This window comes from Sulfuricurvum sp., from assembly GCF_019163035.1.
Taxonomy (GTDB): domain Bacteria; phylum Campylobacterota; class Campylobacteria; order Campylobacterales; family Sulfurimonadaceae; genus Sulfuricurvum.
Map to the genome: position 1 here is coordinate 1 of NZ_JAFLKV010000081.1, position 26,243 is coordinate 26,243.

The 26,243-nt window shown below is 40.6% G+C and carries 23 protein-coding genes and 1 tRNA gene; 12 read left to right on the top strand and 12 right to left on the bottom strand.

All coding sequences use genetic code 11. From position 1 onward, the window contains the following. The coding region (locus tag JZU62_RS06245; protein WP_295012982.1) for a molybdopterin-dependent oxidoreductase at nucleotides 1-1,562 on the bottom strand (1,562 nt) is incomplete at its 3' end. A gap of 136 nt (nucleotides 1,563-1,698) precedes the next feature. On the opposite strand from JZU62_RS06245, the gene JZU62_RS06250 reads away from it, so the two are divergent. Then, complete coding sequence (locus tag JZU62_RS06250) at nucleotides 1,699-2,661, top strand: chemotaxis protein (protein WP_295012984.1); 963 nt, start codon at nucleotides 1,699-1,701, stop codon at nucleotides 2,659-2,661. Between the two features lie 18 nt (nucleotides 2,662-2,679). On the opposite strand, the gene JZU62_RS06255 is transcribed toward JZU62_RS06250, so the two are convergent. Together JZU62_RS06255 and JZU62_RS06260 are read right to left on the bottom strand one after the other, a co-directional pair. After that, complete coding sequence (locus JZU62_RS06255; protein ID WP_295012986.1) at nucleotides 2,680-4,515, bottom strand: biotin/lipoyl-containing protein; 1,836 nt, start codon at nucleotides 4,513-4,515, stop codon at nucleotides 2,680-2,682. Nucleotides 4,516-4,526: 11 nt separating this feature from the next. Further along, complete coding sequence (locus JZU62_RS06260) at nucleotides 4,527-4,823, bottom strand: hypothetical protein (protein WP_295012988.1); 297 nt, start codon at nucleotides 4,821-4,823, stop codon at nucleotides 4,527-4,529. 156 nt (nucleotides 4,824-4,979) lie between these two features. Between JZU62_RS06260 and ppa the strand changes: the two genes are divergently transcribed. After that, the gene (ppa, locus tag JZU62_RS06265) at nucleotides 4,980-5,501 is read left to right on the top strand and encodes an inorganic diphosphatase (protein WP_295012990.1); all 522 of its coding nucleotides are present in this window, start codon (nucleotides 4,980-4,982) and stop codon (nucleotides 5,499-5,501) included. Between the two features lie 6 nt (nucleotides 5,502-5,507). Continuing rightward, nucleotides 5,508-5,807: a hypothetical protein gene (locus JZU62_RS06270; RefSeq protein WP_295012992.1), complete on the top strand. Its 300-nt coding sequence runs from the start codon at nucleotides 5,508-5,510 to the stop codon at nucleotides 5,805-5,807. A gap of 2 nt (nucleotides 5,808-5,809) precedes the next feature. Here JZU62_RS06270 and JZU62_RS06275 read toward each other — a convergent pair whose 3' ends face one another. Then, nucleotides 5,810-6,325, bottom strand: coding sequence for a hypothetical protein (locus JZU62_RS06275; RefSeq protein WP_295012994.1), 516 nt, complete (start codon nucleotides 6,323-6,325; stop codon nucleotides 5,810-5,812). A 261-nt stretch (nucleotides 6,326-6,586) separates the two neighbouring features. Between JZU62_RS06275 and JZU62_RS06280 the strand changes: the two genes are divergently transcribed. The 3 genes from JZU62_RS06280 to JZU62_RS06290 all read left to right on the top strand — a co-directional run bounded on the left by JZU62_RS06280 (nucleotide 6,587) and on the right by JZU62_RS06290 (nucleotide 9,091). Beyond that, nucleotides 6,587-7,114 (top strand): transglycosylase SLT domain-containing protein, encoded by a 528-nt coding sequence (locus JZU62_RS06280; protein ID WP_295012996.1) that lies wholly within the window; start codon nucleotides 6,587-6,589, stop codon nucleotides 7,112-7,114. A gap of 42 nt (nucleotides 7,115-7,156) precedes the next feature. Continuing rightward, on the top strand, nucleotides 7,157-7,348 hold the full coding sequence (locus JZU62_RS06285) for a hypothetical protein (protein WP_295012998.1): 192 nt from the start codon (nucleotides 7,157-7,159) through the stop codon (nucleotides 7,346-7,348). 138 nt (nucleotides 7,349-7,486) lie between these two features. After that, nucleotides 7,487-9,091, top strand: a complete 1,605-nt coding sequence (locus tag JZU62_RS06290; protein WP_295012999.1) for a methyl-accepting chemotaxis protein — start codon at nucleotides 7,487-7,489, stop codon at nucleotides 9,089-9,091. Nucleotides 9,092-9,176: 85 nt separating this feature from the next. Here the strand turns inward: JZU62_RS06290 and JZU62_RS06295 are convergent, their stop codons facing one another. Together JZU62_RS06295 and JZU62_RS06300 are read right to left on the bottom strand one after the other, a co-directional pair. Next, on the bottom strand, nucleotides 9,177-11,444 hold the full coding sequence (locus tag JZU62_RS06295; protein WP_295013001.1) for a diguanylate cyclase: 2,268 nt from the start codon (nucleotides 11,442-11,444) through the stop codon (nucleotides 9,177-9,179). A gap of 77 nt (nucleotides 11,445-11,521) precedes the next feature. Then, nucleotides 11,522-12,829: a DEAD/DEAH box helicase gene (locus JZU62_RS06300; RefSeq protein ID WP_295013003.1), complete on the bottom strand. Its 1,308-nt coding sequence runs from the start codon at nucleotides 12,827-12,829 to the stop codon at nucleotides 11,522-11,524. 213 nt (nucleotides 12,830-13,042) lie between these two features. On the opposite strand from JZU62_RS06300, the gene JZU62_RS06305 reads away from it, so the two are divergent. Beyond that, nucleotides 13,043-13,774 carry a class I SAM-dependent methyltransferase gene (locus JZU62_RS06305; RefSeq protein ID WP_295013005.1) on the top strand — a complete coding sequence of 244 codons (732 nt, stop codon included), beginning with the start codon at nucleotides 13,043-13,045 and terminating at the stop codon, nucleotides 13,772-13,774. Here JZU62_RS06305 and JZU62_RS06310 read toward each other — a convergent pair. From JZU62_RS06310 to JZU62_RS06320, 3 genes are read right to left on the bottom strand one after another with little or no spacing between them, the layout of a single operon-like run. Next, entirely contained in the window at nucleotides 13,755-15,059 is a 1,305-nt protein-coding gene (locus JZU62_RS06310; RefSeq protein ID WP_295013007.1) for a diguanylate cyclase, read from the bottom strand. The genes JZU62_RS06305 and JZU62_RS06310 overlap by 20 nt on opposite strands. Next, a complete protein-coding gene (locus JZU62_RS06315) occupies nucleotides 15,056-17,983 on the bottom strand; it encodes an ATP-binding protein (protein WP_295013009.1) in 2,928 nt (975 codons plus the stop codon). The genes JZU62_RS06310 and JZU62_RS06315 overlap by 4 nt, the downstream gene beginning before the upstream one ends. Before the next feature lie 3 nt (nucleotides 17,984-17,986). Then, entirely contained in the window at nucleotides 17,987-18,796 is an 810-nt protein-coding gene (locus JZU62_RS06320) for a phosphate/phosphite/phosphonate ABC transporter substrate-binding protein (protein ID WP_295013011.1), read from the bottom strand. 155 nt (nucleotides 18,797-18,951) lie between these two features. On the opposite strand from JZU62_RS06320, the gene JZU62_RS06325 reads away from it, so the two are divergent. Further along, a complete protein-coding gene (locus JZU62_RS06325) occupies nucleotides 18,952-20,418 on the top strand; it encodes a flagellar hook-length control protein FliK (RefSeq protein WP_295013013.1) in 1,467 nt (488 codons plus the stop codon). Then, entirely contained in the window at nucleotides 20,415-20,699 is a 285-nt protein-coding gene (locus tag JZU62_RS06330; RefSeq protein ID WP_295013016.1) for an EscU/YscU/HrcU family type III secretion system export apparatus switch protein, read from the top strand. Before JZU62_RS06325 ends, JZU62_RS06330 begins: the two co-directional genes overlap by 4 nt. On the opposite strand, the gene JZU62_RS06335 is transcribed toward JZU62_RS06330, so the two are convergent. Beyond that, nucleotides 20,668-22,293, bottom strand: a complete 1,626-nt coding sequence (locus JZU62_RS06335; protein WP_295013018.1) for a methyl-accepting chemotaxis protein — start codon at nucleotides 22,291-22,293, stop codon at nucleotides 20,668-20,670. The genes JZU62_RS06330 and JZU62_RS06335 overlap by 32 nt on opposite strands. Before the next feature lie 306 nt (nucleotides 22,294-22,599). Here JZU62_RS06335 and JZU62_RS06340 point away from each other — a divergent pair, with 306 nt between their 5' ends. Both JZU62_RS06340 and JZU62_RS06345 read left to right on the top strand, forming a co-directional pair. Further along, the gene (locus JZU62_RS06340) at nucleotides 22,600-23,082 is read left to right on the top strand and encodes a hypothetical protein (RefSeq protein WP_295013020.1); all 483 of its coding nucleotides are present in this window, start codon (nucleotides 22,600-22,602) and stop codon (nucleotides 23,080-23,082) included. Between the two features lie 2 nt (nucleotides 23,083-23,084). Continuing rightward, nucleotides 23,085-25,187, top strand: coding sequence for a hypothetical protein (locus JZU62_RS06345; protein WP_295013022.1), 2,103 nt, complete (start codon nucleotides 23,085-23,087; stop codon nucleotides 25,185-25,187). Here the strand turns inward: JZU62_RS06345 and JZU62_RS06350 are convergent. Further along, nucleotides 25,166-25,606 carry a YcgN family cysteine cluster protein gene (locus tag JZU62_RS06350; RefSeq protein ID WP_295013024.1) on the bottom strand — a complete coding sequence of 147 codons (441 nt, stop codon included), beginning with the start codon at nucleotides 25,604-25,606 and terminating at the stop codon, nucleotides 25,166-25,168. The genes JZU62_RS06345 and JZU62_RS06350 overlap by 22 nt on opposite strands. Nucleotides 25,607-25,690: 84 nt before the next feature. Here JZU62_RS06350 and JZU62_RS06355 point away from each other — a divergent pair, with 84 nt between their 5' ends. Continuing rightward, nucleotides 25,691-26,149 carry a hypothetical protein gene (locus tag JZU62_RS06355; RefSeq protein ID WP_295013026.1) on the top strand — a complete coding sequence of 153 codons (459 nt, stop codon included), beginning with the start codon at nucleotides 25,691-25,693 and terminating at the stop codon, nucleotides 26,147-26,149. Nucleotides 26,150-26,166: 17 nt separating this feature from the next. Here the strand turns inward: JZU62_RS06355 and JZU62_RS06360 are convergent. Next, nucleotides 26,167-26,243: transfer RNA gene (locus JZU62_RS06360), tRNA-Gly, on the bottom strand.

A 26,243-nucleotide genomic window follows, 5' to 3' on the forward strand; every position in this document is an offset into this window, starting at 1 on the left:
GATGAGAGCTGGACAAACTCCCCCTCATCAAACCCCGCTTCAGGGTTGAGATAGACCCCTTCCGCTCTCTTAAACTGTGAATTAAGCCCTTTGGAGTATTTGGAGGTTATGAGATAAAATCCCTCACCCGTATCCATTTCCAAATCGACCTCGTCCAAGAACTCAAATTCACCGTTAACAAATCCCTCTTCATAGGGAATTTCAGGAGCATTTGGACGATATCCTACCCCATCGTGAAACTCGATTTGATTGCGAAAAAATTCCAAATAAGATGCTTCGGTTTCGACTACAATGCCAAAGGCATCACATAATAGACGTGTCAACTCATATTCGCTAATCCCGATACAACTCTCTATCAGTTGCGGCATCTCATGCAACGTGTAATCGCCGTATGAACTTCGAAAATCATTTTTTTCCAAAAAAGTTTTCGCCGGTATCACCAAATCGGACGAACGTGATGTTTCATTTGCATATAGCCCGAAATAGACACTAAATTCTGCATTCTCAAATGATCTTCTCACACTATCACTGCTAGGCATTTGAGCCAAAGGATTCGATCCCTGAATGAAAACACAATTATACTTTGAAAAATCAACAGTCGGCTTACTAACACGATTTTCTACCGTTTTAAATGGCAATTCAAGATTACTCAGCGAATTTCCCACATAACTTACTCCGCACCCACGTTTCCCAAACAGTCCCATTACCGCCCCGAAACCGTCAATAGCACGGAGGACATCGGCACCGTTACGGCATTTTTGAACCCCGACACCGACTAAAATCGCCGTCTTTTTCCCCTCTATCATTTCGAGAATTGATCCGATTTCTCCCAAAGTAACATCGATAGCATCCAAAGTTGATTTAATCCGAACACTCTGAGTTAACTCGTAAAAATCGTTATAGCCACTCGCGTGCTCTTCTAAAAATTCTTCGTCATGTAACCCTTCGATAATGGCAAAACGGCTCAACAAGATTGCCAGTTGCAAATCCCCGTGAGGTTTGATCTGAATATGGATATCCGATTTGTGTGCCATCGCCGTTTTCACGGGATCGATCACAATAATTTTTTTTCCCTCCAAAAAAGGGAGCAAATGAGAATGGGTCGTATGGGGATTTCGACCCCATACAATCACCACTTCACTTTCGTTTAGCATCAATGGTGAGAGGACTTCATTACTTCCCCGTCCCGCTAACACACCCGCTTCTCCCGCACCGTCACATAAACTTCCTGAAGTACCGACCGCCTTGACCCCGGCGAAAAAATGCTCACACGAATGCTGCATCAACCCCACATTCCCGCTTCCACGATAATAAAGAGTCTGGGATGGTTTTGAGTTTTTTAATGTTTCGATCAATAATTCAACCGCACGCTCGATCGAAATCTCTTCACCTCGAAACGTTGGGGATAACAAACGTATTTCTTGATTAAAATGGTTGAGATTCGGACATAAATAGCCTCTCGTTATCGGGTGTGCTTTATCCCCCTTTAGCTTGCCGTTTTCATCAATAACTACACGACACGCATCATAACAATCAAGAGGACACACAGTTGTCAAATTCATTTTAATAAATTTTCTTTCATATAATAAGAGTAATTTAGCATAATTAGCACATTTTACCCTTCACACCCTTTAGTTTTTAGTAAAAAAAACCTACGAATTGGATATCATTAAGGAATATAAATATTTCGAGGTCACTATGTCTCTTTTAGAACACGTCGATGCCGCCACAAACTTAGCTAAAAACAATGAAGTACAATTACTAGTTTTTAAAATTGATGCGGCAGAAGAGTCTCCGTACTATGCTATTAATGTTTTCAAGACACGTGAAGTGGTTGAGTCGAAACGTCACCATCTAACCCAAATTCCCGGAGCGCATCCTTTATTAGAAGGAACAATCGTTTTGCGTGAACTCCAAATCCCTATCCTAAATCTGCCAAGATGGCTGGGGGTTGAATTAGCAGAAGATAAACGTAAACTATCCAACCTTCTCATCTGTGATTTTAACGGCATTGTGATCGGCATCCGTATTATGTTTGCCTACCGCGTTATCAAAAAGAACTGGAATGAGATGCACTCACCGGACAGCTACCGTTTGGGAGATGATGGGCTGGTAATCAACGATACTCGACTTGATGATGGAAGTTTATGTTTAGTACTTGATTATGAAAAACTTTTAGCCGATGTTATTCCTCAGGCGATGGTTAATGTTGATAATGCAACTAAAGCACTTCATAATCTCGCAATGCCTGATAAGCTTAAACACGGTGTTGTATTGATTGCTGAAGATTCTAAGACAGCGCAACGCCATCTTCGTCAAATTTTTGAGCATGCTCATGTCGGGTTTCAAATTTTTAACAATGGTCGAGATTTAGTTGAATTTATTGCAAGACACCCAGATCCTGCTTCAATCCCTGCCATCATCACTGATATTGAAATGCCTGAGATGTCGGGCTTTACTGTTATTCAATCGCTTAAAGCCAATCCTTTGACCAAATCGATCCCTATTATTGTCAACAGTTCTATGACCGGTGATAATAACAAACGTGAAGCCGCCTCTTTAGGAGCTAACGGATTTATCGATAAAACAAAAAGTGAAAATATTCTAGCCTTGATTATAGAAAAAATGGATGAGGAATCAACGAAGCTTCTCCCAAGGTAAGGGAGAGGTTAAAAAGAGTTATTCGACTACTGCCAATACTTGACCTGCTTCGATTTTATCGTTAACATTGACACTGATTGATGTTATTTTCCCGTTACGCGGAGCGACAACATCGATCTCCATTTTCATTGCTTCAAGAATCATAATTTTATCGCCAGCGTTAACACTGTCACCGACTGCAGCGACGAGTTTAAATACTGAACCAGGAAGTTCTGCACAAATTGCGTTTGCATTGGCTACTGGTGCCGCTGCAACGGGTGCTGCCACTTGGGCTACTGCTACCGGAGCAACCGGTGCTGCTACTGATACTGATTGAACATTTGCATTGCCATCTACGATTTGTACGTTATATTGTTGTCCGTCTACGATTACTGTGTACGTTCCATTTGCCATTGTGAAATTCTCCTGATTTGATTGATTTGGTTGTTTTGATTCTGCCGTTTTCGGGCTATTTTTTCGGACATTTACGGTTGCTTCCCCTTTGAGGAATGCAATCCCTTTGACATCGCATGACGCGGCGATGAAAATATTTTCATCCGTCGCTTCAATACCCTCATCACTCAACTTTTTAGTCCAGTAAGCGATTGATTTTGTCTCATCACGATCGGCAATATCGATTGCATTGTCCGTTGTCGGATCGAGCTTGAGTTGTTCCGCTGCAATACGAATCACTTCAGCATCAGGAGCAGTAGGGGTTTTACCGAAGTAGCCTAATACCATTTTTCCATAACCCGGTGCGATTTTTTTCCATGGTCCCATAAGGGCATTGTTCAGCGCTTGTTGGAAATAGAACTGAGATACCGGAGTAACAGACGTGCCGTATCCCCCTTTTTCAACCACTTCACGCATCGCGCGGATAACCTCAGGATAACGATCCAACATATTGTTATCACGCATCATTTGAGTATTAGCAGTCAGTGCGCCTCCCGGCATCGGGGAGAACGGAATGAGAGGCGAAACTTGTGTTGCTTCCGGTGGCATGAAGTAATCTTTAAGGCAATCACCTAATACATCTTCGTATTTGAGGATTTTTTCAATGTCAAGCCCACCAAGATCGTAATTCATCCCCTTCGTCGCATGAAGCATCGTCAAAATATCAGGTTGTGACGTACCACCGCTTACCGGAGCTGCCGCCATATCGATACCGTCTACTCCTGCATCAAGTGCTGCAAGATAACACGCTACACTGACTCCTGCCGTTTCATGTGTATGAAGACGCAAATGTGTCCCCTCAGGAACTAATTTACGAGCCATCTGTAAGGTTTCATACACTTTTTGAGGGCTTGATGTACCGCTTGCATCTTTAAAACAGATAGAGCTGTATGGAATACCTGAATCCAAAATCTCACGAAGTGTTTTTTCATAGAATGCAACATCATGTGCACCCACACATCCCGGAGGAAGATCCATCATCGTTACAACGACTTCATGTTTCAACCCATGATATGCGATTCGCTCACCCGAGTATTTGAGGTTTTCGACATCATTGAGAGCATCAAAGTTACGGATTGTTGTTGTTCCGTGCTTTTTGAACATTTTGGCATGCAAATCTACCATTTCACGGCTGCCCGTATCGAGCATAACAGTATTTACCCCACGTGCAAGGGTTTGAAGATTTGCGTCCGGTCCCACGATGGCACGGAAACGATCCATCATGTCAAATGCATTTTCATTTAGATAGAAAAAAAGGCTTTGAAAACGTGCTCCGCCTCCAAATTCGAAATGTCGGATTCCCGCCTCCGCAGCCGCTTCGACCGCAGGAAAGAAATCTTCCATCAACACCCGACCCCCGAATACGGACTGAAAGCCGTCACGGAACGTGGTGTCCATCACATCGATGTATTTTTTTGCCATTTACGTAATCCCTACTTCTTTAGTTTGTTACGGTGGTGAATTGCAGCTACGAGTGCCGCAATTCCTAACATTCCACCATTTTGAGAATTTTCAATTTCATGATGGTGCAATGCAACCGCAATCGCCGCTACTTTTGCTCGTACATCATTGTTTTCCAAATCATGGTGGTGCAATGCTGCTGCTATCGCTGCTACTTTGGCACCTTGTGCACGATCATGCGATGCATCACCTGCAAAGTTTTGAGATTCCGGGGCATTCTTGGATTGAAACATTGTCAAATATTTCATTACTTTATTCAGTAATGCCATTCACTATCCCCTGTTTAATTTGCACGCGTAATCTTTACACGATGCCCTATTTTAGTATAAAGTTCATTAAAAAAGATTTACTGTGGCTTGTTTCAATGAACCTTTTAGTTTCTTTCGTTACAATCCGCCTCATTATTTTATACACAGAGGTATCTTATGGATCTAAGTAAAATCTCATACGGAGAAAATCCCGATAAAGTCAAAGCGATTATCGAGATTGCTTGCGGCTCAAACATCAAATACGAAGTAGAAAAAGAGAGCGGTGCGCTAGTACTTGATCGTGTTATGCACTCAGCTATGTATTATCCGGCTAACTATGGTTTTGTCAATAAAACCCTTTCTCAAGACGGCGATCCTGCTGATATCTTGATCTTGACTGAATATCCGATGGTTGAGGGGTGTGTTACTAACTGCCGACTTGTAGGTGTTCTTATTATGGAAGATGAAAGCGGAATCGATGAAAAACTACTTGCGGTTCCAACCTCTAAAATCGATCCTACGTTTGAAGAGATCCAAGACCTCGGAGATATCCCGAAACACACGTTAGCGAAAATCAAAAACTTCTTTGAAACCTATAAAATGTTAGAGCCTAATAAATGGGTAAAAGTAAAAGGGTTTGAAGACAAAGCATCCGCAACCAAAATCCTCGAAGATGCTATCAAAAATTACAAAGAGTAAGCGACCATGATCAACTTCGACTCACCCGATTTTTTTGCCTACGCGATTTTTGGATTGATACTCAATTTCGTCTTTTCAATCGCATTTGGACTCTATTTGAGTAAAAACATCGGAATCGAAGAGATGATGCTCTCCAAGGGAGAGCGCGTTCAACCTTGGTGGCTCGCCCTCTCATTGGCTTTTCCTTATGCCAAAATGCTCATAACCCTCTACCGTGTTGCTATCTTACAGCTCTATTTTCTCGATCAGGGAAAAAGTCATAAAGAGTACTGGATCTATCTCACCACCAACACGGAAAAGCATTAACTCTATTTTTCTTCTTTAATACACCACTTACGAATTAACGTTTCGTGCAATCCGATTTTCTCTTTTGTAGCCCCAAATTCAGCTCTCTTTAGTTTTGCATTCCACTCTTTATTGTTAAATGCCGGATCGACCAACGCCAGCCCTTCTCGAAGAAGCATCTCACTGTAGCTCTCAAGTCCGTTTGCATTTAATACACACCCCTGCTCAATAGTCTCATAATGATACGATTGCTGAAGGAATAAATGCTCACGCGCGTATTGTTTTTGATGAGGATGCGATGTATAAAATGCCTCAATAGCTGATCGACACTCTTGTGGCGAAGCAGCACTCAAGAGCATTTTTTCCAATGTTACGATACCGAACGGTTCACACACAACCAAAGCATTTTGGTACAGAAGAGTTTGCTTCGCATTATTATCAATCGATACAAGCAATCCAATCGTAATTTCTGCATGTAAAGGGATCACAACCATCAAGAAGATGATTAATCGGACAAAAAATGTTTCATTTTTACTCATAGACTACTTTTTCACCTTTTTTTTTGATACTTTTAGAAAACTTTTTACTCTGAAACTTAAATGAACAAGCGCAATAGTAATATATTATAGCATTTATAAACAGTATTACAGCCCAATCTTAATCAACTGTTTCCCGCTATGGGGTAGCATACACCCCTTTTCTATTACTTTTTCTTAACTTATTCATTTAGAAAGGGCACACCATTGTTATATCCTCAGAAGTACCGTAAAATTTCACATTCCATTTTTGAGGTGTAACTTTTGAGAATTCTTTCCCTAATATTACTATTTGCTTTGTCACTTTTTGCTGATTCGATGACCCCTAAACAACTCCATGTATTACAAACCGTACGCGATATCGCGAAATCCATCCCTGATAAAAACGGTAAAACGTATGAAAATACCCTTAGTGCGATTTGTATCACGGAAAGCGATGCCGGTCAAAATACTATCGGTGATTATAAACATAAAAAATCTTTTACTAAAGCTTCTCTTGGCCCTATGCAAATTCAAGTCGCTACCGCACGACATGTCTCTCAAAATGTTAAAAAACTTCGCTGGCTTAATACTCTCAGCGATGTACAATTAGCCGGACGATTGTTAGGCGATATTAAACTCTCTGCTCAAGTCGCTACTCATTATGTTGTATTGCTTCAAAATAGACGGGTTGATCACTTTTGTGCCATCAGCGGTTACAATGGCGGAACTGCAAACTATACTTACTACAATCGGGTTATGAAAAATATGCAGATTGTAAATCACCTTATCTCAGCTGGTAAGCTGTCATAAGTTTTAAGCTATAATATACTTATCCGAAATGGGGAGGTTATTATGAATGACGAGAAACTCAAAATTATATTAGCGCTTTTAGGTGGTATTATTTTTAGTTTAGCCTTTATCCTTTTAGCATTCATTCTCCCCCTGCATCCTCCAAAAGTACCCCCGAAAACCATGGATTCAGAACTACAAAAGCTCTCTAAATCATATATAGAGTCTAAGCCGAAGCCACCTCCTGAACATTAAATAAAAATTACGGTTTGATAGTGAAAGTATTACTAAACTGCATAATATTATTAAGAGATATTTATAAATGTTACTTATATAATTTTTAAATGTTATTTGTGATAAAATTGCAACTATATTGCAACAATAAGGATGTAAATGGTCAATTTAGCCACAATCAAAGGGAAACTGATCGCCTTAATGGCGCTTAGCTTCGTTACCTTTGCCACGTTAGGATATTTATCGTATTCTAACAACCAAGACGCAAAAAAGACGGCTGAGAGAATGGTTTTGATCGGAGATATCCGTGCACATACCAATGGTGCCATGATGGAGTTACGAGGATATCAGCTCCTCTTTACCCAAGAAAAATTAGATGAGTACCAAGAGCGAGTCAATAAACTAGATGAAGCGCTTGATAAGCTCTCAAGTATGACCCGCTCAGAAGAGAATAAAAAGCGTTTAGCTCAGATCAAATCAGATTTAAAAGCATGGGAAGATCTGAACAAGCCTCGACTTGAAATACTTTCAGATCATAAACAAGAAACGCTTCTTGCTGACTTTGCTAATACAGATGATGGTAAAAAACTAGCCAATATCACCAAAGAGTCGGCAGAAACTCATAAAAAAGTTATCGCAGAACAACGTGAACTCGTTAAAAATATGGTAGCTAAAAATCTTGATACGCTCGACTCCAATGCCACAACGATGGAAATTATCGTGTTGCTCAGTATAATCATTATGATGGGAATTTTTTACTTTATCATCCAAAATATTTCCAACTCTATTGCACGACTCGAAGAGACGATTACTATCGTCGCACAAAATCGTGATTTTACTCGTACGACAAAGATTGAAGGCAATGATGAATTGGCTCAAATGAGTCGCAGTGTCAATGAACTCGTCAACACACTCCGTCAAGCGTTCCAAGGTATTCGCTCCGCATCAAGCGAAAATCTCTCTGTTTCAGCTGAACTCTCAGCTACGACTCTCGCTATCGGAAGAGCCGCAGAAGAGGAAGCTAAAATCGTTACTCAAACCACCGTTGAATCGGATCAGATGAAAGAGGCAATGAAAGCCTCTGCCCTCGAAGCGCAAAGTGTACGTGAAAAAGCACTTGGAGCACGCGGAAACCTCCAAGAGGCACAATCAGCTCTCCACAATACCATCGAACAGCTCTCTATTACGGTACAAATGGAAGGGGAAATTAATGATCGTCTCAACTCCCTCTCTCAAGAAGCATCTCAAGTGAAGCAGGTTCTTACTGTTATCGCGGATATAGCCGATCAAACCAATCTCCTCGCCCTTAATGCTGCTATCGAAGCGGCACGTGCGGGTGAACATGGACGAGGATTCGCCGTCGTAGCCGATGAAGTACGAAAACTCGCTGAGCGTACCCAAAAAAGTCTCGTAGAGACCAATGCAACAGTTAATGTCATCGTCCAATCGATCAACGATATCACCGATCAAATGAACCACAATACCCAACGTATCGAAACCTTGGTACAAGCTTCTGCTGAAGTCAATGACCATACTGAAACAGCGGTAGAAGCGTTAGCCGATACGGTCACAGCGATCGAAAAACTCTCGAATGAAACCCAAAATAATGCGGCAACGACCGAATCAATTATCCAAAAAATCGGTAGCATTAACGAACTATCGACCTCAAATGCACGCAGTGTCGAAGAGATCGCGGCAGCAGCGGAGCATCTCCACCAAATGACAGAGCAACTCACCGCTCAAATCGCTGTTTTTAGAACATAATCCAGCTCTCTTAACGCTCACTATTTACGGTGAGCGTATTTATAGTCCCAACCTTATTTCGATCTACAAAAAATATAACAATCAATTAGTTTGCACAACAGACTCGATTTCGTCCACACTTTTTTGCTTCATACAGAGCACCATCAATATGACCTATCGTTTCGTGAACACTCTGCCCTTTTATAAGTGTACCTATACCGATACTGATTGTTATTGCCTGTTCTAACTCAAACGGATAATTTTCTACTGCTTCTCTAAGATTTTCAGCAACCGCATCGGCCTTTTTAATCGGTGTGTGCGGAAGAATAACAATAAACTCTTCACCACCCCATCGCCCGATTACATCCGTTTGACGTAAAGTATTTCGAAAAATAGTAGCGAGTACTCGTAACACACTATCTCCGATTTGATGCCCATAGTGGTCATTCACCACCTTGAAATAGTCAATGTCAACAATCATGATACTACACTCATATATCGAATAGCGATCGACTTTTTGCTGCTCTTCAACTAACTTTTCATCGGTTTTTTGTCGATTATAAAGTCCTGTCAGTTTATCCGTGATAGAGAGTTCAAGAAGCTTCATATTGTAACGTTTAAGGAGAAAATAGCGCCATGTAAATGCTAAAATTCCGATAAATATCATTGCAAATATTTTCCATGCCAATCCATAATCAAACCATGCTACCTGCTCAATCGTCGATGCCCACCGATTATAAATCTTTTGCATAGTTGCTTCATCTAATTGATTTATAAGTTTTTGAAAAATACTATACAACAACGGTTCATCATTCCGCACTGCAATACTCAGTTCATCTTTTTCCTCAAGCCGTGATGAAACTTTTAGGCTACCAGTGTACTCTTTTTGTATATAAGAGGTAGAAACAACAAGATTGTCAATATAGCCATAAAGCTGAGAATTTTCGACTTTTTTAAGACCATCACTAATAGAATCGACTTCGACAATCGTTAAATTTGGATATCGCTTTTTAAGTCGATTGAGGATTTCATATCCCCTAACCACACCAATTTTTTTTCCATTTAATTGATCAATATTTTCAATAAAAGGTTTTTCCATCGTCGTTACTAATACATAAGGTATTGTCAAATACGTCGAAGTAAAATCCATATATTTCTCACGTTCAGGTGTCTTAGCGACCATAGATAAAATATCACATTGACGATTTTGTGCATAGAGCAGCGATTCATTCCATGATGATGTCGGAACCAACTCAATAGAAATTGAGAGTTTAGTTTCAAACGTTTTAATAATATCCGAAGCAAATCCGATATGGTGTCCATCTCGAATGGCTTCAAGCGGATACCATTCAGGATCTACACACATCGTTATTTTTTTCTTTTGTAATAAATACTCTTTTTCTGCTTCGGTTAATTGAAAACTTTTTTTTGTACTTTCAACTAGATCTTGAAATAAAAATTGTCCAAGTTTTTGATCCTCTCGAATTGCCCCTGCTCGAAGCAGTTGTTTATACAGCCGAGTAGTTGTCTCCTTATTTGTCTCTCCGATAGCATAAAAATCGGTCATCATCAGTTTGGTAATAACTTTGGCTTCGTACGCAAGCGCCTCATGCGACTTTTTCACATGATATTTTCGTATGAGAATATCAATCATCTCTCCCGGATGTTCCGCTGCATATTTCCACCCGCGATTGGTGGCATCAATAAATTTCTGAGTACGTTCAGAGTGTTTTATAGCCTCTTGTTGAGACGTAAATAAATTGCCGGCATTCATTACAAAGCCATATTCAATCGGATCAATAATTTCATACGGAATGCGCATCTGGTCGAGAAAATAAAGCTGATTAGAACGATACGCGCTCATCGCATTCACTTTTCCGGCAATAAATGGATCTATACTAAAAGTCTGATCTAGAAAATGGGTATTTTGGGAGGTAATATCAAAGTGCGAGAGTAATAGGGAGAGAGAGCTATGTTTGAGTTCATTTTTTGTCCCCATAATCGTTTTACCGATCAAATCAGCCGGATTATCGATCCCTTTTCGAGCGATGAGAACTAGAGGTGAATGTTGTAAATAGGTAGCCATTACAACTATGGGTTTGATTTTTCCATTATCAACAACTATGCTGCTATTATAAATACCGTAATTTGTTTTGCCACTCAATACATCTGAGACAACATCGGAACCTTCATGATATTCACGAAGTTCGACATCAAGCCCCGTATCACGGTAATACCCTTTTTCTTTTGCAGCAATATATCCCGCATACTCAAACTGATATTTCCAATCCAGTTGAACGGAAACTTTTTCGAGAGCTGCTCCACTTGCTAATGAAGCCAAAGTGACCAAAAAAATGAAAAACTTTACAATCATACAGCATTCAGCTCTCTACATTTAATATCTTATTCTACACCCGAAAAGATATATTTTCCTTAATTTAGCAAAATTTCTTAATAACGTCGATCTTTGTCGCGACGTGAGGGTTCATGCCGTCCACCGTCACGTTTTTGCGTCGGCTTACTACCACGACTGCCGCCACCGTTTCCTCCACCGTTACTGCCACGGTTTCCACCGCCACCTGCACCACCTCGACCCCGTTGAATAGGTTCAGCTTTAATAGAGGGATCAGGCTCATACCCCTCGATAATACGGCTATCGAGTTTTTTGTTGATCAGTTTTTCAATCCCGCGTAAATAATCGAATTCATCCACACATACTAGAGAGAGAGCTTCTCCCTCACATCCTGCACGTCCGGTACGGCCGATACGGTGAACGTAATCTTCAGCAATATTTGGAAGCTCGAAATTGACAACGTGTGGCAATGCGTCGATATCAATACCACGCGCTGCAATATCGGTTGCTACTAGAACTCTAACGGAACTGAGTTTAAAATCGTTTAACGCTTTAGTGCGAGCGGCTTGGCTTTTGTTACCGTGAATGGCTGCCGCAGTGACACCGATCTTTTGGAGATATTCGGTGAGTTTGTTCGCGCCGTGTTTGGTACGGGTAAAGACGAGCACTTGTTCCCATTTGTTTTTGACGATCAGTTCTCCCAAAAGGGCACTTTTACGCTTGCAGTCAACTAAAATAACGCTTTGACTTACGAGCTCGCTAGAGGTGTTACGGCGTGCCACTTCAACTTCAGCAGGATTGCGTAGCAACGTGTTGGCCAATGTTTTAATCTCATCCGAATAGGTTGCTGAGAACATAAGGTTTTGGCGTACTTTCGGCAAGATAGTGATCACACGGCGAATATCACGAATAAATCCCATATCCAACATACGGTCTGCTTCATCTAGAACGAAAACTTCTACCGCGCTCAAATCAACCGTCCCCTGCCCTACGTGATCGAGTAAACGTCCCGGAGTGGCGATGAGGATATCGATCCCGTTTCGTAGCATCGTGATTTGAGGATTGATCCCGACACCACCGAAAATTACGGCACTTTTTAGGGGGAGATATTTACCGTATATTTTGACGCTATCCGCCACTTGAGCGGCGAGTTCACGCGTCGGAGTGAGGATGAGGGCACGAATTTTACGATGATTTTTAGCCATTTTTTGCTCACTAAGTATTTGGAGCATCGGGAGAGTAAAGCCAGCTGTTTTACCGGTACCGGTTTGTGCTCCTGCAAGCATATCACGCCCCTCTAAGATATAAGGGATTGCTTGGGCTTGAACGGGGGTCGGAGTTGTGTAGCCTTGGTCATTGATTGCTTTAAGCAACGAGTCATTTAGGTTTAAATCGGTGAATGTCATAAAGGTGTTCCTTAGGTGGTTCGGCCCAACCAAAGTCGCAACTCAGGACGGTTTTAGGCAAGAGGGAAAAATAGGGGTGAAAGTGCAGTTGAGGGCAAGTTCGTAGTCACGCCAACCGTAGGCGATAATTATTCATCGCATTGTATCATAGGTGTGGGTTAATAGGGGTTAAATTATGATAAAATCGACACAAAATAGCTATAAGTGATCTTTATGACTCAATCAAACCATTTCGATTCCATTGCTGACGTTTTTAACCGTATTTGGTATTTTTCCGATGCGTACAAAGAGTTTGTAACCACTCATATTCTCGAAGATTTGTCCCTTGGATCTGAGGATATCCTCGCCGATATCGGAGGTGGAACAGGAAGTTTTACGAGCCGTCTGGGATACGAAGCCTCTCTTTTAAAAGCGTACTGTATCGAACCCTCATCTGCCATGTGTGAAGAGGCCTCAAAACTGGAAAATATCACCCCGGTTTGTTCGGATGCTCATACTTTTGTTACTTCCAATACACCGTTTACCAAAATGTTATTTAAAGAGGTAATCCACCATCTCCCTGAGCGTGGAGCATTTTGGAAACTGCTTCATCCTATTCTCCCACAAGGAGGAAAGATGCTCATCATTACTCGTCCCAAAAATATTGCATTCCCTTTTTTTGCTTCCGCTAAAGAGGTATTTGCTCGCCATCAACCTTCCCAAGAGCTAATCGAAACTGAATTGAAGGAGGGAGGATTTGAGATTATCACCCATCTACGGAGTCATACCTTTACCCTAGCGAAGGAGGATTGGTATACGATGCTACGTCACCGATTTATGTCCGATTTAGGAGTCTTTAGTGATGAAGAGATCGAAGCGGGGATAGAAGAAATCGAGAGCATTTATACCGAAGAGACTATCGATATTATCGATAATCTGATTTTTATCACGGCGACGAAAAAGTGACATTATAATCTACAACACAATTCCGTCCGTTTTCTTTAGCTTTATACAGCGCTTCATCGGAACGCTTTACTACCTCTTTGTACCCCACATCTTTGAGATCAAATACCGAAATACCGAAACTGCAGGTTTTTTGACCTACGATATCAAAGGGATAGCTTTCAATGGTTTTTCTTATTTTTTCTGCCAAAACAAACGCTTCTTCATCCGTAGTATGAGGGCAGATGATTAAAAACTCTTCGCCACCCCACCGTCCTAAAATATCGGTTTCACGAATATTTTCTGATAACAGTTTGCCTATCATAACTAAAACATTATCCCCCACATCATGACCATAGGTATCATTGACTGTTTTAAAATAGTCAATATCGAGCATAATTACTGCAAAAGGGTGGTTATAGCGCTTGGAACGTTTTATCTCTCTCATAAAACTGTTTTCCAAATACATACGATTGTGCAGTTGTGTCAAAATATCGGTTATCGAGAGCTCTTCTACCCGTTTTTTATTGGTAATATTGTGACTGATCGCGGTGTATCCGATTTTTTCTCCTATATCATTCGAAATAGGATAGATAACCGTATCAAGCCAGTAGGTCTCCCCTTTTTTACTCCGGTTGCGAATCTCTCCATGCCATGTATCCCCTCGTACAATCGTCTCCCACATTTTTACAAAAAATGGTGGACGTACTTCAGGATGTCTCATAATTCTATGATTTTTGCCGAGTAAGTACTCTTTTTTATGTCCCGATATTTGACAAAAAGCGTCAGATACCTCAATAATATTCCCCTCTAAATCGGTGGAGGAGATAATTATATTTTTATCGATCAGTTTCATTTGGCTTTCAATCGTTTTTGCATACTGTTGACTTTTGTCGAGGGCGCGGTTTAACGCATTTCTAAGACTGAACATCTGCAACGTATTTTTGAGTCGAGCCAGCAACTCTTCTTTGTTGAACGGTTTCGAAACAAAATCGACCGCTCCAAGTTCAAACCCCTTCACAACACTCTCATTATCATGTTTTGCCGTTAGGAAAATAATAGGAATATGGGCGGTATCACTGTTTTGTTTTACCCATTTAGCAACATCAAAACCATTCATGCCAGGCATCATAATATCGAGCAATATCAAATCAGGTTTTTGATCCGAACATACAATCTGGATAACTTTTTCTCCGTTAGTAGCGACTAGGAGGTCATACTCACAACTCAAAATATCGGCAACAACTGCAATGTTCAGTGGTTCATCATCCGCTATTAAAATCTTTTGTTTTTTATCATACTGAATCATAGTGAACCTGATATATGTTGAAGTAATTTCAGTGCATCATCATACTGATAGCTCTGCAATAGCTCTATCACTTTTTTACCTGATAATAACTGATCGTTGTAAGTCTCTAACATCTTTTGAAGTATTGTAATCCTCTCTTGTTGAATAATGGCGGAGTGTTTTAAATCTTCCATTATTCCATGGATAAATGTACGTATCTCTTCTGTTGTATAGTTCTCAGTTACGGTAGGTTCTAGAGGCTCATTATAAAATTTACGTATCGCTTCCATCACATTTTTTATCGCAGTCAATAATTCAGGGATCAGTGCTTTAATTTCATCATTATCTTCTAACGCTTCAATCTTGACAGCAAGCGGATAGACGCGCTCCATCGAAAGATTCCCAGAGGTTCCTTTGATAGTATGGATGAGATAATTGAACGGTTCAGACCCTATTTCTAACGTATTTATTTCGAATTGAATTGCCTCATATTCGTCACAAAAATAGGTGAGATAACGTTTCATTTTTTCGCTATCATCTCCGATACGATCGATTAGCGTATTCATATTAATTCCCTCAATCGTCCCCGATATATGGGAAGAAAAATCATCATGCTTTTCTCTTAAAACACATTTAGGTGGAGACAAAGGAAGAATCCAACGAACCAACGCTTCCATCAGCTCATCATAATCGATCGGTTTACTCAAATGGGCATTCATCCCAACAGCAGATGTAAGTTCTTTGTCTTTTTGCATCACAGCAGCACTTAGCGCGAGTATAGGGATATCACGATAACCTTCAATCTCCCGAATCTCTTTTGTCGCCTCAAATCCATCCATCACCGGCATTTGCAAATCCATCAGTATCAAATCATATCGAGTCTCTTGTGCATGTTCAACGGCCTCTTTACCATTAGAGGCGACATCGATACTCAACCCTAGCCCATCAAGCATCCCCAATGCAACCATCTGGTTAATCGGATTATCTTCCACCAGTAAAATTTGGGCACCTTGCAGTGCATCCAAACTCTCTTGAACAACCGATACTTTTTTTGTGACGTGTTCGGTTTGAACCGATTTCATTTTTCCGAATACCGCCGTAAATATAAATGTACTACCAATCCCCTCTTCGCTTTGCACTCGTATCTCACCACCCATCATCTGAACCAAATGTTTAGCGATGGAAAGACCTAATCCTGTTCCTCCGAACTGCCGTGTGATAGAGGTATCTGCTTGTGAAAACTCTTCGAAAATTCTATTTTGCGCTTCTTGGTCTATCCCAATGCCCGTATCTTTAACACTAAATTTTAAAGAGATATAATCATCATTTTCAGCCGTTGAAGTGACATGGATAGTGATTTTCCCTGATTCCGTAAATTTAATCGCATTTCCGACCAAATTTGTCAGAATCTGTGTTAATCGTAAACCATCGCCAATCATCACACTCTGTTCAATCTCTATCTCTTGTATAAGAGTGAGTCCTTTTTGGACGGCTTGAAATTCAAAAAGACTCATGATATTGTTGAGTATGCTATTAAGTTCAAACGGTTTATTTTCTAAATCAAATTTTCCTGCTTCGATTTTAGAATAATCAAGAATATCATTAATAATATCCAGCAATGCTCGTGATGAGAGATTTGACTTATTGAGATAATCGCGCTGTTTTGGTTTTAAGTCGGTTTTTAAGACCAAATCCGTTAATCCGATAATACCATTAAGAGGTGTACGAATTTCATGGGACATATTCGCCAAAAAGTCTGCTTTGGCTTTGGCTGCCTGTACCGCCGCCTCTTTCGCTCTTTCAAGCTCTATTTCACGCTCTTTTTGTTCACTAATATCAATCCCGATCGTGGTGACATACTGCATCTCTCCATGTTCATCGACGACCAAAGCATTCGACCATTCGAATATTCGCTCTTCACCCTCTTTAGATATCCAACCGTTTTGAAAGCTTTGGGTGATATTTCCTTCTCTCGCATTTTCTATAATCCCTACAACTTTATCCCTCATCTCTACATGTAAAAAACGAGCCCAGAAATAAGGTTCAGAGGCAATCTCTTGCTGTGTATATCCGGTAAAATGTTCACCGTAGGGGTTGATATTAACCATTATCCCTGTTCTATCAATGATAGCAATAATCGCATTGGCACTCTCTACCAATGTTTTATTAATACTCTTCTCATAAATCAATTTATTTTCGAGTTCATTGCGCTTATGAATATCCTCTTGTAATGTCTCAACCAAACTATTTAGTTTTGTATTCCGTTCCTCAATACGCCCCTGCATCAGGTGCAATGTATTTGAAAGGATCAAGATTTCATCCCCTTTGCTATTATCACTCTCTTGAATCTCACCATCATTGGCAATACGTTTGGCATAAAGGGTCAACTGATTTAATTTATTGGTCAATCTCTGCCCAATAAAATAGGCGAAAAAGGAGCTGATTGCAATCTCAATTAAAATAAGAATAAAGGTCAATCGTCTGTTTTGATCGATAATGTTTAAACTTTCGGTAATTTCAAACAAAATTTTCGCATGCCCGAGTGATTCACCTTTCACCAAAATCGGGACATTTTCTAACCTAAAGGTTCTTTCTCCATACGCTATATCATGTGACAAGGTAGTGAAACTGTCAATATTGAGACGTGAATCTACACTCGCTTGACTCAGAAGATGTCCCCCTTTATCAAATACTTTTACGGCTGCCATGTTTTTCAATTCAACAAAATTTTTAGATTGATCATCTAGGGTTGCTAAATCATAGATGATTAACGGTGTTTTAACCATCTCTCTAAATAATGTTGTTCCGGTTTCTATTTTTTCTTCTATCAACGCGTGTGAAAGTTTGGAGAGAGAGGTAAAATTAAAAAATACAATCAAAGAGATAAAAAGTATCTCGATGGTTAAAAAAGAGAGGATAAATCGATAGCGAAACGATAATTGCATCAATTACTCGTTCGTTGAAGGAAGCGCCACTACAATATCACGTACTGTATCAAACTCACCATCATCCGTTGCGATGAGATGCTTCATAGTCAACGAGGAGAGTAACGGTTCAGGTATTGCCAAAAGAGCATTCGTCATTTTGACTTTCAACGCTGGTGATAGCGTTGCTTTGAATGCAAACGGGTGGCTCGGATAACTTTTGGTTTTATATACTATATTAAGTGCCTCTTTGGTCTCTTTATCATCCAGATTTTTGAACGTTCGCTCAATCCCTCCTCCAACATCACCGATCCCTCTGGCAACCCCTTTATAAACCGAGTCATGAGAATTGACATATCGATAATTTTTCTCTTTATTAACATCGATGCCGTACTTTTTCAGTAACTCATATTTGGTTAGCAACGTTGCAGCAAAAGCATCAGGAGCGGGGAAAAGGAATGTTTTACCTTTGAACATCGAAGCATCGCTCAGTCCGCTATTTTTATTCGTAACCAAAATTCCAACAATATTTTTTTCATCGCGAACCGCAGCGATATATCCCTTACGTTTATGGGCTACAACATAATGGTAGGGATTCATATAAGCGATATCGTATCCACCGCTGTAAAGGATTTTTTCAAATTCAGGAATAGAGCGTTCGATCTTAAGAACCACTTTTTCACCGGTAGTTTGCTCAAGATAGGTTATTACCGGTTGCCAATCTTTAATTAGCTCCATTGGAGATTGTTGAGGGACAACACCGAAAATCAACTCTTTTGCCAACAAAGGGGTAAAAAAGAAATATCCAATAAATATAATTATAAAATAACGCATTATATTTCCTTATGCATCTTGTCAAATTAATTATATCACGCTCAACCGTTATGTCAACCGTTATGTCAACTTTATAGTCGATTATATTGCCAAAAGCAGCTCTTCTTTAATCTCTAAAATTCAATAAAAACGCAATCTGTGTTATTATTTTCTTCATGATACATTTATCCCCTGAAGCACGGCTCACTATAATCCTCCCTAATACCAACCGAGCACTTGGTGAGGCGATCAAAAATGCGACCCCCGAACAACTTGAAACCCTCAAAGAGGGGAAAGATATAAAATCGCTTCTCACGTCGGTCTTTCAGGATAAAACCACCGCTTCCAAATCGGATCAAACGCTTCTCGATCTGCTCAAAAACTCTTCGGCTTTTAAAAATATGGGAAGTTTCAGCGACTCATTGCAATCGCTCCTCAAAGAGATGAAATCCTCACCCGACATGGCTCCGAAAACGGCGATTTTGGAGAATTTTCTCAAAAATATCACCACCCTCAATCCCCAAAATCTCAAAAGCCAAATTTCATCGAGCGGTGTGTTTATGGAATCCAAATTTGCCGCCGCTTTGAACAAAATCCCCAATCTAGCCCAGAATCTCGAAACACTCAAATCGCTTCTGGCTAAAATACCGACCAACGATGCCAAAGCACTCCAGAATACTATTTCTACTCTCCTATCAAGTCCTATGCTCCCCGCAGCAAGCACGAATCTGCAAAGTGCTCTCCAACTCACCGAAGGGGTAAAAAAAATCGCTGAAACACTCCAAACACTTATTTCCAAAACCGATCCTCTCTATTCCAAAGAGGTTGCCGCCCTCGCCCTCAAACTCGATCAGCAATCCGCAACCGCAGAGATCAAAACCACCCTTTCTCAGATCTATGGAACACTCCTCTCCAGCACTGCACCCGATACCAATACCCTCCTCGACTCCATCGAAAAACTGCTCAAAAACCTAAACAGTTCATCCACCGAAGAGGTTAAAACTTTTACCCGTCAACTCGACAATGCGATCAGTGAGGGGGACACGACCAAAGATCTCACGACGATCAAAGCCAATCTGAGTGAATTTGCTAACCCCAAAGAGCTCGTCACCGAAATCTTTCTCAAAGAGTCAATGTCCGATGATCTGAAATCCAATCTCCTCACCTTGCGCGAAGAGCTATACCAATCCAATGATCCGAGTGCTCCCAAACTGTTAGAGCAGACCGATAAACTTCTCACCCAAATCGATTACCATCAGATGCTCTCCCACCTGAGCGCATCCAATTCGATCTATTTACCGTTTGCGTGGGATCAACTCCAAGAGGGGTCGTTGACGTTTAAACAAACAAACAAACAAAAATTCTACTGCGAAATCAATCTTCTGCTCAAAGAGTACGGAGAGCTCGATCTCATGATGGGTCTTTATGATGACAATCAGATCGAAATCCAAGCGCATACTGAAAAACCACAACTCAAAACTCTCATTCATGAAAATATCGCCGAGCTCCGTTCCTTGCTCATTAAATCGGGTCTTACACCGCGATCTATCCGTGTTTTCGAGGCTCATGAGATCAAAACACCGCTCAATGAAACGTACAACACGTATGAGGGCTCAGATATGGGGTTTGAGGTAAAGGTATGAAAAAAGCGGTTGCACTGCGCTACGATAAAGAGAAAGAAGATGCTCCGCGCGTCGTTGCGACTGGGAAAGGCGCGAGTGCAGAGAATATCATTAAAATCGCCGAACTCCATAACCTCCCCATCCAAAAAGATGAGGATTTAGTGGAACTACTCTCTAAAGTTGAGCTCGATAAAGAGATCCCCGAAAAACTCTACGTTGCCGTGGTTGAAGTATTTAGTTTTATCTATAAAATTACGAATCCCGATAAAATCAAGCGTGAAAACGTCCGAGATTATCCTTAAGCGTATCCGCTACTTTATAGAGATGCTCTGCCGTCGTTGAAATCTCTTCAACGCCTCGTGCATTGTCACGAGCAAGATTGTTCATCGTCGCTATTCGTTTGGAAATCTCTTCAACCTCTTTGGTATTGCTATCAGCATCTCGGACCAATTTTTTGATCGCTTCACTCGTTTGTTTCACAACACCGGCCGTATGCTCAATTTTTGTCCCTACCAGCTGTGATTTTTCACCCAGTTGTTCGATACTTTTAGCATTTATTTCCATTTGTGCAGATGCCTCATCAATTGCGGAGACAATTATAGAGATGGTTGCATTCGTCTGTGTTAAACTCCCTTGTGTCCGCTCAGCAAGCTTTCGAACTTCATCCGCAACAACGGCAAACCCTCGTCCGTGTTCCCCTGCACGTGCCGCTTCAATAGCTGCATTTAGTGCAAGCAGATTCGTTTGATCAGCAATCTCACCAATGACGGAGAGTACTTCACGAATCTGACGTGCATTGTTCGTCAACTCATGAATTTTAACTGCAAAATCAGCTTCCACTTCGACACTATGACGAATCATATCTATCATAACTAGTAACTCATCTTGTGATAGTTTAAGGGTTTCGCTTGCGGCAACAACCTCTTTGCAAGTTGCCTCATTCTCACTTTTTGAGATACTCAACAAAGCAATAATCTGTTCTGTACTGCGATAAATTGCATCCATTTGGGTTGATTCGTCTTCCATGCGGCGTCCAATAACCAAAGAGGTCTTAGAGAGTTCCGTCGCTACCGAAGCATTTTCTTCAGATGAGCGTTTGGCACTTTTAACCAGCGACTGAATCACATCAATAAAGGCATTGATCGAATTAGCCGTCTGCGCCGGTTCATCCGTTCCTGTAATCCCAAGCCGTTTTGTTAAGTCACCGTTACCACTGGCAAGCTCTTCCGCCATCTTCTGCATCGTTTCAAGTTTATGTCCGATAGACCGCTCGATGAGAATCAAAAGTCCAGATACGAGTAAGATCAACAAAGCGATCACTACCCCTTTTACCACGACCAAATCCAAAAATTCGCTATCAACATCATCGACGTAGACACCACTGCCAACGATCCATCCCCATGCAGGAAACGCTCTAACAAACGTCAATTTCGGTAATGGCAGCTCCGTGTCGGGTTTCGGCCACATATACGAAACAAATCCCTCTTTATCCTCTTTGGCTACTTTTGCAAACTCGACAAAAAGGTATTTCCCCTCTGGATCTTTGATATTGGATAGGTCGGTATTATCCAATGCAGGTTTGATCGGATGCATTACCCCCTGAACCTTATCGTTCAAAATGAAAAAATACTCTTTACCCCCATATCGGAGGGCTTTAATGTGTTCTTTTGCCGCTTCTTGAGCACTCTCAAGGCTCATTCGACCAGCACTTGCCTCACCCTCATAATACGCCATAAGTGAACTAACCGTGTCAATCTGCGTGGTGAGCATCGTCTTTTTTGCATTCATCAACCCATTTTTTGCAGAAATCAACGATTCAACCGCAACCGTAATAAGCACCAATGAGACAAAAAGAGATACTAGTAGTAATTTTGTCTTAATCGTAATGTTATTCATTCTGAACTACCTTTTATCTTGCTATAACTAATGATTATATAGTACAAACGTAGCATTAACGTAGCATTATTGATAAAAAGATAAAAAAAATCGTCAACTATTTTTAAAATTAGAGATATTTTAGGTCAAGAATCACTGAATTGCCAACGAATATCGAAAAATTCATCCGCATTTTGAAGTATTATTGATAAAATTTAACACCCATAGATGAAACGCAATTAAAAATCTTTAAATTAAAATATATACTGATCACATTTTAATCACATTTGTAGCAAAACAGTAATATAAATATTATAAAATATTATCATGAAACAAATTTATTTTGCACTGATACTATTTACTATGTTCCTCTATCTATTCACCCCTCAAGCCTATGCAGAAAATATCAATAGCCTAAAAACGCTCTCCCTCGAATCCATTGAGAAACAAGCAATCATTTATGGCGAAGGGGATCGAAAAGTATATGTTTTTATCGATCCGAAATGCCCTCACTCACGTGATTTTATCTCTATGCTGAATGATAATATCTCCATGCGTGGTATCTATACGTACTATATCTTTTTTTATGAATTAAAGCGATTTAATTCTCATGATCTTATTGCAACCATTTATAGCTCATCCGCCCCGTTACAGCGAATGTTGGAAGTGATGGTTGGAGGCAAAGAGATACCGCTCAATCATCAAATCGATCCGAAAATTGAAGCAAAAATCGATACTATTGCACACATTGCGGACGAGATTGGTGTATCAAAACGCCCCTATCTCATAATTACGAAAAAGCTGGACTAACTATGTACTACCATACCCCTGATACAACACGATACATCACTCTTATACGACGATTTCGAATTATCATCATAACTCTCTTTGTTCTCTTTTCAACCGTCGCATTGACTCTACTGAAACCTGAGCTGGTCTCATCAGATACGATGCTATGGCTCAGTGAATCCAAACAGCTCCAAAAAACTCAGCAACAATCGTATTCAACTGCCTATGTAGGGCATTTAACAATCACTATTCCCCTTTTTGACGATGCTCGTAAAAATAGCTTGCAAGCACTTCAAACGGAATTTGAACATATGGAAGGGGTTGAGCAGGTAGAATCTCTTTTTTCAGCCTATATGATTTTCAATGATCAAAGTACTGAAGAGTCTGCTTTAGTTAAAGCGTTACCGATAACAAATATGGGTGCAATGAAAATCAAGGCTTTTGTCAAAACACTCCCTGATCCTTACCGCCGTTTTGTCAGTGATGATTTTCACCGATTTCATTTTATTATCCATTCCAAAAATCCTATCCAAGTCGATCAACTCACTATCCCTTTTGAATATGAGTATTCCAACCCTGATATCGAAGCCAAAACGGCACATTATCTTTGGTATATCGCCATTATTGTCTTAGTCGTGTTTGCAATGTCTTACATCATCTTTAAAAACGCCATCGCTGCGTTAGGGGCCATCAGTGTCATTGTAATAACCTTAATCTGGACTTTTTCGCTGATTTATCTCTTAACCGGAAACAGACAGATCCATATTGCCATGAGCCTAATGGTGATCAGTATCGCCATCGGACACTATCTCTATTTTTATTATCGCTGGCACGTCTCCCAGTTTAAAAATGATCCCAACCGTGCACTTGAAAAAAGTATCAATCGTAATCTCCATCCTGCCGTTTGGACATTGCCGGTATTGTTTATTAGCCTCGGTTCGCTCCTCTTTGCCGATTCATCTATTGTCACAATGATGAGTCTGAGCTTAATGATTTCATCGATCGTTGCGTATATCGTGAGTATTGTATTTTTGCCTGCTTTGCTCAGTTTTTTTACCGTTTTACATCCACGAATCGCTCTCGCACGTATTTGCTATTGGTTCGCCAATCAAGAGGTTCACTACAACCCGAAACTACTCCAAAAATTCATGCTTTTAACCCTTTTGGTCTTTCTCTTTATCGGCTTTCGGCTCTATACCTCCCCTACTGTTTTTGAACGAGATGTAGCGTGTCAGACAATAACCCTTAAAGTGCCGTTTAAAGAGATCGATTTGGGAATGCTTCAAAAAATAGAGACTTTTGAATACGATCTACGCCATTATAATAAAGGTGTTGTCAAAGTAGATTCGGTTGTTACAATTCTAAAACGGCTTGATTTGGCCAATATTCCTCAAAATCCTATGGATGAGCAACGCCTTTTACAAGCACTCTTTTTTCTTGAATTGTATGATCTTCAAAAATCCTATATAGATGAAGACTCCCTCAACATTACGATCTCATTAAAAAATGCAGATCAATCTGCTGTCATTCACTTTTTAGAGTCATACAAAGCATTACCTATCTATTTGACCGATATCGACAGTCTCTCTCAAAGCTCTAAAATGGAAAAAATGGTTCTTTTAATCTCTTCATTATTTTCAGCATTGCTCATAATTGCTCTGGTTATGGGAATGATTTTTCGTTCTGTTGCGATCGGTTGGGTTGGTTTTGCCTCCAATGCAATCCCCATTATTTGGTTTGTACTTTTCATGATACTGTTTAAATTTGAATTAACCATCGAAGCATTAATCGCCATGACGATCTCGGTAGGGCTAACGTCCGATACGATCATTCACTTCGGTTACAAATATTTTAGAAGCCGATATTTTGGACGTACACGAAAACATGCACTCGAAATAATGTTCTTTTATGCCTCTGTTCCCGCAATCATCAGCGCTACAGTTCTCATGATTGTTTTTCTTTTATTAACATTCACACAACTCCCATCACTACAACTTATCGGCGCATATGGAGCCGTACTCATGTTTATTTCGTTGCTAAGCGATCTATTTATTCTGCCGGTGCTGCTATTGGTAGTGGATAAAAAAGAGACTAATCTTGAAACTCAAACCTCATCGACAATATAATCTTCTAAATCAAGCTCATCATTTTCCAGAACCGGATCAAGAGCATGCATCCCATAAGGGTGAACCGAAACAGGATTGTTGGTTATAAGCGGATGCCATGAGGGGATCGGTTTGCCGTGATGACGCAGACGATACGCACACGTTTCAGGAAGCCAATCAAACTCCCCTACCCGCTCTAACGTCAGCTTCATGCACCCCTCTACCCTCTCATGACGGTTGGCGTAATCACTGCATACACGTCCTTCGATATCATAGCAATGGCAGGCGACACGGGTCAAATAGATCGCATCATCATCTTCGTCTTGGATGCGGTGCAGACAACAAAGCCCACACCCATCGCACAAGGCTTCCCACTCCGACGGGGTTAGTTCTTCGAGCGTTTTCGTTTCCCAAAATGGGGCAGTTTCAATATTTTTCATAACCGAAAAATAGCATATTTAGGGTTAAAACCGAGCATTTGGAGTGTTATTTGGGTATCATGAGGATAACGAAAAGGATATTTTATGACAAACGAACAACCATTGAGTGAATTACTACGTGAATGTGCAGACGCTATCGGAGGCAAAAACTTTTTTCTCACACTCGCTGAAACCATCCGTTCCACCCGCGAGGGAATTATTGTCGGTGAGAAAAAACAGATCAACTACACGAACGGAACGATGACATGGAACAAAACGCTTCATGCCGATAACTGGAGATTGTTGATCGAATCGGCAAAAGTCCGCACCAAAGACGGAAATATTTTACTCCCTGCCGAAGACAAACGACATAAAAATATCCTCAACATGATCCGCACTCTCAAACCGCTCACATTTACCGTAAGTCCAAGCAACAGTGCCGATGGAGAGGGATTTAGTTTCAGTGCACTCGAAGTGATCGATGATAAAACAACACGAATCTCTCCATTGTTTAAAGCGATGTTTGTTATGCCGATGGATGTTTTGAAAAAGAATATGGGGTAAATTTTAAAAGAGAGAAGTGGAGCGGGAAACGAGACTCGAACTCGCGACATTCAGCTTGGAAGGCTGACGCTCTAGCCAACTGAGCTATTCCCGC